Source organism: Pseudoxanthomonas sp. LjRoot204_2, from assembly GCF_056175765.1.
In genome coordinates this window covers 1-7,585 of record NZ_JBGFFG010000148.1, presented here as the reverse complement: position 1 = coordinate 7,585, position 7,585 = coordinate 1, and the positions used below count along the sequence as shown (strand labels likewise).

The following is a 7,585-nucleotide window of genomic DNA, read 5'->3' as shown; positions in this document are numbered from 1 at the left end:
GCCCAGGCGACCGCCGACAAGGCCGCTGAAGTGGCCGACAAGGCCGAAGCCAAGGCTGAAGAAGCCAAGAAGTAATCGCGTCGCCTTCGTGCGAACCGGAGAGGCCCGCGCAAGCGGGCCTTTCTTTTTGCACTGCGGTTTGGCGCATGCAGGGCTTTGTGGTCTGATGCCGCCTTCCCTGCACTGTCCTGTCGCATGCCTGCCATCGCCTCGCACCTCGATCCGCGCTCGCCTGAGTTCGTCGCCAACGCCGCTTACCACCGCGTGCTCGTGCAGGAACTCGAACGCCGGCTGGCGCGTGCCGCGGATGGCGGTGGCGAGAAGGCCCGCGCCAAGCACACCGAACGCGGCAAGCTGCTGGCGCGCGAGCGCATCACCGCCCTGCTAGATCCCGGCTCTCCGTTCCTGGAAATCGCGCCGCTGGCCGCAGAGGACATGTACGACGGTGCCGCGCCGGCGGCCGGCATGGTCTGCGGGATCGGCCGGGTCATGGGCAACGAGGTGGTGGTCGTCGCCAATGACGCCACCGTCAAGGGGGGCACCTACTTCCCGATGACGGTAAAGAAGCACCTGCGGGCACAGGAAGTGGCGCGCGAAAACCACCTGCCCTGCATCTATCTGGTCGATTCCGGTGGCGCCTTCCTGCCGCTGCAGGACGAAGTTTTCCCGGATCGCGAGCACTTCGGCCGCATCTTCTACAACCAGGCGCGCCTTTCCGCGGAGAACATCCCGCAGATCGCGGTGGTTATGGGCAGCTGCACCGCCGGCGGCGCTTACGTGCCCGCGATGTGCGACGAGAGCGTGATCGTGAAGGAACAGGGCACGATCTTCCTCGGCGGCCCGCCGCTGGTGAAGGCGGCGACCGGCGAAGTGGTCGATGCGGAGGCGCTGGGTGGCGCGGACGTGCACACCAGCATTTCCGGCGTGGCGGACCACTTCGCCGAAGACGACCGCCACGCGCTGGAGATCGCGCGCGGCATCGTCGGCCACCTCAACCGGCGCAAGGCCATGCCGGTCGCCGTGCGCGAGGCGTGCGAGCCGCTTTACGCCACCGACGAGCTCTACGGCATCGTGCCGAAGGACACGCGCCGACCGTTCGACATCCGCGAGGTCATCGCGCGCATCACCGACGGAAGCGAGCTGGACGAATTCAAGGCGCGCTACGGCAAGACGCTGGTCACCGGCTTCGCCCACCTGCACGGTTATCCGGTGGGCATCGTCGCCAACAACGGCATCCTGTTCGGCGAGAGCGCGCTGAAGGGCGCTCACTTCATCGAACTGTGCAACCAGCGCGGCATCCCGCTGGTCTTTCTACAGAACATCACCGGGTTCATGGTCGGTCGCAAGTACGAGAACGCCGGCATCGCGAAGGACGGWGCSAAGATGGTCACCGCCGTCGCSWGCWCGMGCGTGCCGAAGYTCACCGTCGTCGTCGGCGGCAGCTTCGGCGCGGGCAACTACGCCATGTGCGGGCGCGCCTACGGTGCGCGCTTCCTGTGGATGTGGCCGAACGCGCGCATCAGCGTGATGGGCGGCGAGCAGGCGGCGAGCGTGCTGGCGACGGTGAAGCGCGATGGCATCGAGGCCCGCGGCGGCGCGTGGAACGCCGACGAGGAAGAAGCCTTCAAGGCGCCGATACGCGACCAGTACGAATCCCAGGGCAGCCCGTGGTACGCCACGGCCCGGCTGTGGGACGACGGCATCATCGACCCCGCCGATACGCGCCGGGTGCTGGGTCTGGGCCTTTCCGCCTCGCTGAATGCACCGGTCCCGCAGGCGAAGTTCGGCGTCTTCCGGATGTAGCGCGGTGACGGCACGGGTCGTGCTGGTCACCGGCGGCGGGCGCGGCATCGGCGCCGCCACCGCGCTGCTGGCGGCGGAACAGGGCTATGCCGTCGGGGTCAACTTCCGTCGCGACGAAGAAGCCGCGCAGGCCGTCGTCCGCAAGATCGTCGACCGCGGTGGACAGGCGCTCGCCCTGCAAGCCGATGTGGCCCGCGAGGCCGAGGTAGTGGCGATGTTCCGCCGGCTCGACGACGCATGGGGTCCACTCGGCGCGCTGGTCAACAACGCCGGCATCCTGGAAACACAGTCCCGCGTGGATGCGCTGGCGTCCGCGCGCATCGAGCGCATCCTCGCCACCAATGTCATCGGCACCCTGCTGTGCTGCCGCGAGGCGGTGCGRCGCATGWSCACCCGGCACGGCGGWYMSGGCGGCGCCATCGTCAACGTCTCGTCGGTCGCCTCCAGGACCGGGGCGCCCGGGGAGTACGTCGACTATGCCGCGTCGAAAGGCGCGGTCGACAGCCTGACCGTCGGCCTGGCGCACGAGGTGGCGCAGGAAGGCATCCGCGTCAACGCGGTCCGGCCCGGCTTCATCCATACCGACATGCATGCCGATGGCGGCGAGCCCGGCAGGATCTACCGGGTCAAGGCCTTCGTCCCGATGCGTCGGGGCGGACAACCGCATGAGGTCGCGGAAGCGATCCTGTGGCTGCTGTCGGACCGGGCCAGCTACACGACAGGGGCCTTCGTCGACATCGCAGGCAGGCGCTGACGCCTTGTCAGGGTTGTGAGCGGCGCGTACACATGCCCGACTGCGCGATGAACCGGACTTTCCCCCGCCTGGCGATCGCCCTGATTGTCCGCACGGGTCACAACGTGGAACTCCTTCAGCCGCGATAGTCCGGTGTCCACGTCAACCGGAGCATCCCCTGCATGTCCATCTGGAAAGACCAAGGGCCCGCGAAGAAGGACGCCGCCCCCCTGCCGCCCGAGCCGTCGCCGGTCCCGCTGCGCGATACGTCTGCCGCCGACTTTTCCCCCGCCGTCACCGCACCGCCGGGCACGCGGCCGGTCGAGCGCGTCGCGCCAGCGGAATCGCTGAAGGAGTCTTTGATCGCGGCAGACCTGACCATCGAGGGCAAGATCGAGGGTACGGGCCACATTCGCATCGCCGGCCGTTTCAAGGGCGACGTGAACGTGCAGGGCGACCTGACCATCGAGACCGGCGCCAAGCTCAACGGCGGCGTGCGGGCGAAGAAGGTCACCATCGCCGGCGAACTCGAGGGCAACATCGAATCCGCGGCGCGCGTCGAACTGCTCGCCTCGGGCGTGCTGGTCGGCGACGTCAAGGCGGGGTCGCTCACCGTGGCCGCCGGATCGCGGATGCGCGGCCAGGCCGACTTCGGCTGGGATGAGCCCGCGGCCAAGGCCGGCAAGTCCGGCAGCACGGAGCCCGGCGCCGCCGCATGAGCCAACCCCGCCCCGGCACTGCCGGCGCCACCCGTACCTGCCCGCACTGCAAGGCGACCATCCTGGAGAGTGCGGCGGTCTGCCCCGGCTGCCGCCACCACCTGCGCTTCGAACCCGGCGCGGGCGCCAACGCGGCGCCCGCGCTGACTCCGCTGCGGATCGAGGGCACGCTGCAACCGCCTGCCGAAGGCGCGGCCTGGGAATACAGCGTGGTGCTGTCCATCCGCAACGATCGGGGTGAGGAAGTGACGCGGCAGGTCGTCGGCGTCGGCGCCATGCAGCCGCACGAGCAGCGCAGCTTCGTGCTGTCGGTCGAACTCAACCCTGCGACGGGGAAGGCGACAGGTCGGCGCACGCGGCACTGACGCCCTCCCCGCCGCCACGCTGCCCGGCTACACTCGGTGTCGACAAGGACGCCAGCAGGGGGCTGGATGATCGTCGGCATCGATCTGGGGACCACGCATTCGTTGATCGGCTACCACGGGCCCAACGGTCCCGTGCTCATTCCGAACGCGCTGGGTGAACTGCTGACACCCTCCGTGGTGAGCGTGGACGCGGACGAAACGCTCATCGTCGGACGCGCCGCCGTGGACCGCCTGATCACCCACCCGCAGCGCACCGTCGCCAGCTTCAAGCGCTGGATGGGTACCAACCGCGTCACCCGCCTCGGCCAGCATGCGCTGCGCCCCGAAGAGCTGTCGGCACTCGTGCTGCGTGCGTTGATCGCCGATGCGGAGAGTCACTTCGGCGCGCCGGTCACCGAGGCCGTGATCAGCGTTCCCGCGTACTTCGGCGACGCCCAGCGCAAGGCCACCCGCATCGCCGGTGAACTGGCGGGCATCAAGGTCGAACGGCTCATCAACGAGCCGACCGCCGCCGCCATGGCCTACGGACTGCAGCAGCGCGACGGCGGCGGCCGCTTCCTCGTCTTCGATCTCGGGGGTGGCACCTTCGATGTCTCGATCCTGGAAATGTTCGATGGGGTGATGGAGGTCCACGCCAGCGCCGGCGACAACTTCCTCGGCGGCGAGGATTTCCTTTCCGCGCTGCGAGACGCCTGCCTGCGCGAACTCAGGATCGAACCGAAAGACCTGACAGCCAGCGAGGACGCCCAGCTGAGGCGCCGACTGGAGTCGGCCAAGCGCGAACTTTCGAACACATCCGGCGGCCCGGTCGATGTGGATTTCGTGGTGGGCGGAGCGTCGAGCCGCTGGCAGGTCGACGAGGCGGGCTTCTCGCGACTGTGCGAGCCGCTGGTCCAGCGCATGCGCGCACCGTTGGAGCGGGCCATGCGCGACGCGCGGCTGGCGCCCGGGCAGTTGGACGACATCGTCCTGGTCGGCGGCGCATCGCGGATGCCGCTGACCGCGCGCCTCGTGTCGCGCATGTTCGGTCGCCTGCCGTTGCGGCACATCAACCCGGATGAGGCGATCGCGCTGGGTGCGGCCGTTGCGGCCGGAATGAAGGCGCGCGACGAGTCGCTGGAAGAGATCATCCTCACCGACGTGTGTCCGCATTCGCTGGGCGTGGATACCGCGCAGGAGGACGGACATGGGCAGGTCACCACTGGCCTCTTCTCCCCGATCATCCATCGCAACGCGACGGTGCCGGTCAGCCGCGTCGAACGCTACCAGCCGATGCGCGACCTGCAGACGCAGGTGGAGTTCAACATCTACCAGGGCGAGAGCCCGCGGGTAGAGAACAACGTCAAGCTGGGTACCATCTCGGTGAAGGTCCCGGCACGCGCAGCGCGCGAGAATCCGGTGGACATCCGATTCACCTACGACGTGAACGGTCTGCTGCAGGTGGAAGCCACGATCGTGGCAACCGGCCAGACGCATGAGGTCGTCCTGCAGCAGAACCCCGGCGTACTGACCCCGGACGAGATCCGCCAGCGCCTGGCCGCGCTGTCGGAACTGAAGGTGCATCCACGCGACCAGCAGGAGAATCTCCTGGTGATCGCGCGTGCCGAACGCCTGTACGAAGAGCTGCTGTGGGCACGTCGCGACCTGCAAGATGCGCTGGTGCGCTTCCGCGCGATCCTGGACGGCCAGGACCCCCTGCAGATCCGCGAACACCGCAGCCAGTTCGCCCGGATGCTCGAGCACATCGAGTCGCAGGCGTGAGCGTGTGGCCTTTCGAGGCGCTCGGCATCGACGCAGACGCTGACGAACGTGCGATCAGGCGCGCTTATGCCCGACTGCTGAAACGCCACAGGCCCGACGATGATCCCGAGGGTTTCCAGCGCATCARCGAGGCCTACCAGGGGTGCATGCAGCGGGTGGGCGGCAATGCGCCCTCAGCACGATCCGACGTTGGCCTCGACACGTCGCCCGCGCTCCCTGCCGGCGGGCGAGCCACGATTCCCGCCGAGCCTGATCCTGTCGACGCTGCCCGGTTCGAGATCGGCATGTTCATCACCACGCTATCCAACGTTTCGCGCACGGCCAGCGGCCGCGATGTCCTCGGATGGCTTCAAGCCCACCCGGCGTTCTATTCGGTCGGCGCGCGCGAAGCCTTCGCCCACCAGATCGTCTACGCGCTGGTTCAAGCGCCGGCCCTGCCACCGCGGCACATGGCGGCCGTCCTCCACTTCCTGGAACTGGACATGCCGGGGCCCACACGCGCGCGTCTTGAACCGTTCGTCACGGCACTGGAGCGGCACGCGCACATGACGCTCGAGAATGCCCACGCAATACGCAGACCCTATACGGAAGCGTCTCCACCCTCGTCGTCCAGCCACTTGGCGTGGATGTTCGGCGGTGCCATCTGGATCGGGTTGCTAGCGATGCTGTCCGTGTCCCGCTGCTCCGGAGCCGCGGCGTGAGCGACGCGTTTTCCCTCCTCGGACTACCGCCGGACGCCGACGAGCGCACCATCAAGCGTACCTATGCGCGCCTGCTGAAGACCACACGTCCCGACGAGGATCCCGCCGCCTTCCAGCGCCTGCACGAGGCTTACCAGGAAGCGCTGTCCGTGCAGCGCGATGGCGTGCTCGAGTTCACTGTGGATGATCCGCACCCCGAGCCAGCGACAGCGCAGGACGCGTGGGAACGGGATGCCGAGGCGATCCTTTCGCGGGCAGGCGCCTTCGACCCGTTGTCGCCAGCCGAACGGTTCGACGAGGACGGCGTGCGCGAGGCGCTGATGGCGCGGGCCGGGACGGACCTGCCCTCGGCGTTCCGCGACCACCTCGAACACCATCCCGGCTTGTACAGCCTCGACGCGAAGCAACGCGTCGGGCAGGCGATCTTCGGGAGCATCCTCCAGGAGGATGTGCAGGTGAGGCCGGCGATACTGGCGGTGCTTGCGGACTTCTTCGGTTTCACCGCGCCGGAATGGATCGGGCGACGCCAGCAGGTGCTGGAGGCGGTAGCCTCGGAGAATACGGACGCGTTCGACGAGGACAGGCCGCTCACCATCCGGCAATTGAAGCGTCCGTTCCGATGGCCGCTCGCATTGCTGCTGGCGTGCGTGCCGGGCTTCGCATTCCGCGCCGCGCGCCTGTCGCAGCGATTGACCGCGGATTACGGCGACGACGTGCCCGGCCTGGAGGGCGAGCAACAGGCTTTCTACGAACGCCTTGCCGACCCGTTCTACGCGGGACCCTGGCGCTGGGCCACCGTGCTGCTGACGGCCGCGCTGGCGACGCTTGCCATCGCCGGCCTGTGTGCCCTGGTCGGGCTCCCGTCCGAGCGGCAGCAGCGCATGATGGCGCTGACCTTCATCGCCGTCGCCGCCATGCTGTGCATCTGGCATGCGATGCGTGCCCTGTGGGCCTGGCGGGAACGGCCCGCCAGCGCGCGGTCGCCCTGGCTGGCCCTGATGCCCGTCTGGCTGTCCGTCGCCGGCCTGCTGATGGCGTGGTGGCTGCCGCACGTGCCGGCACTGGCGTTCGCGCTCGTGCTGCCGGCCGCACTCGTGCATTTCCGCCAGTTCTTCGATGCATTGCGTTTCGCCATCGGCACCAGCTGGCTCGTTCGCGCCCTGCCCATGCATGACCTGCCCTCGCCGTGGTTGCTGGCGTTGGCAAGTGCGGCGATCGGCATGACATTGTGCGACTGGGCCTATGCGGCGCGCCACCGGATCAGCATCGCGGCAGCGGCCGGCAATCGCTGGACCACGGTCGTTTCGTTCATGGTGTTCGCGGGACTGGGGATCGCGGGGCTGGCGATCCGTTACGGCTGAACGGCACGCTCAACCACACCCGTCGCAGCCGCCGCAGTCCTTGCCGGCGATCCGGCCGTTGACCAGGCTGCCCGCCGGTGCGATCCATCGCCCAAGGGCCTGCCGCCAGTTCGCGCTGCCTTCGCGCAACAGGGGCAGCGCC

At 68.6% G+C, this 7,585-nt stretch carries 8 protein-coding genes; 7 read left to right on the top strand and 1 reads right to left on the bottom strand.

What is annotated here, in order from left to right:
- The first annotated feature begins 195 nt into the window (after positions 1–195).
- From AC04L7_RS08780 to AC04L7_RS08750, 7 genes are all read left to right on the top strand, one after another.
- Complete coding sequence (locus AC04L7_RS08780) at positions 196–1,803, top strand: carboxyl transferase domain-containing protein (protein ID WP_475512845.1); 1,608 nt, start codon at positions 196–198, stop codon at positions 1,801–1,803.
- A gap of 4 nt (positions 1,804–1,807) precedes the next feature.
- Positions 1,808–2,557 (top strand): SDR family oxidoreductase, encoded by a 750-nt coding sequence (locus tag AC04L7_RS08775; RefSeq protein ID WP_475512844.1) that lies wholly within the window; start codon positions 1,808–1,810, stop codon positions 2,555–2,557.
- Between the two features lie 161 nt (positions 2,558–2,718).
- Positions 2,719–3,255 (top strand): bactofilin family protein, encoded by a 537-nt coding sequence (locus AC04L7_RS08770; RefSeq protein ID WP_299342164.1) that lies wholly within the window; start codon positions 2,719–2,721, stop codon positions 3,253–3,255.
- On the top strand, positions 3,252–3,620 hold the full coding sequence (locus tag AC04L7_RS08765; RefSeq protein WP_296278320.1) for a hypothetical protein: 369 nt from the start codon (positions 3,252–3,254) through the stop codon (positions 3,618–3,620). Before AC04L7_RS08770 ends, AC04L7_RS08765 begins: the two co-directional genes overlap by 4 nt.
- Positions 3,621–3,686: 66 nt before the next feature.
- The gene (locus AC04L7_RS08760; RefSeq protein ID WP_435998062.1) at positions 3,687–5,381 is read left to right on the top strand and encodes an Hsp70 family protein; all 1,695 of its coding nucleotides are present in this window, start codon (positions 3,687–3,689) and stop codon (positions 5,379–5,381) included.
- 2 nt (positions 5,382–5,383) lie between these two features.
- Positions 5,384–6,082, top strand: coding sequence for a J domain-containing protein (locus AC04L7_RS08755; protein ID WP_475512843.1), 699 nt, complete (start codon positions 5,384–5,386; stop codon positions 6,080–6,082).
- Complete coding sequence (locus tag AC04L7_RS08750; protein WP_435998058.1) at positions 6,079–7,443, top strand: J domain-containing protein; 1,365 nt, start codon at positions 6,079–6,081, stop codon at positions 7,441–7,443. The genes AC04L7_RS08755 and AC04L7_RS08750 overlap by 4 nt, the downstream gene beginning before the upstream one ends.
- A 9-nt stretch (positions 7,444–7,452) precedes the next feature.
- Here AC04L7_RS08750 and AC04L7_RS08745 read toward each other — a convergent pair whose 3' ends face one another.
- Entirely contained in the window at positions 7,453–7,572 is a 120-nt protein-coding gene (locus AC04L7_RS08745; RefSeq protein WP_475512846.1) for a DUF6587 family protein, read from the bottom strand.
- Positions 7,573–7,585: the final 13 nt, after the last annotated feature.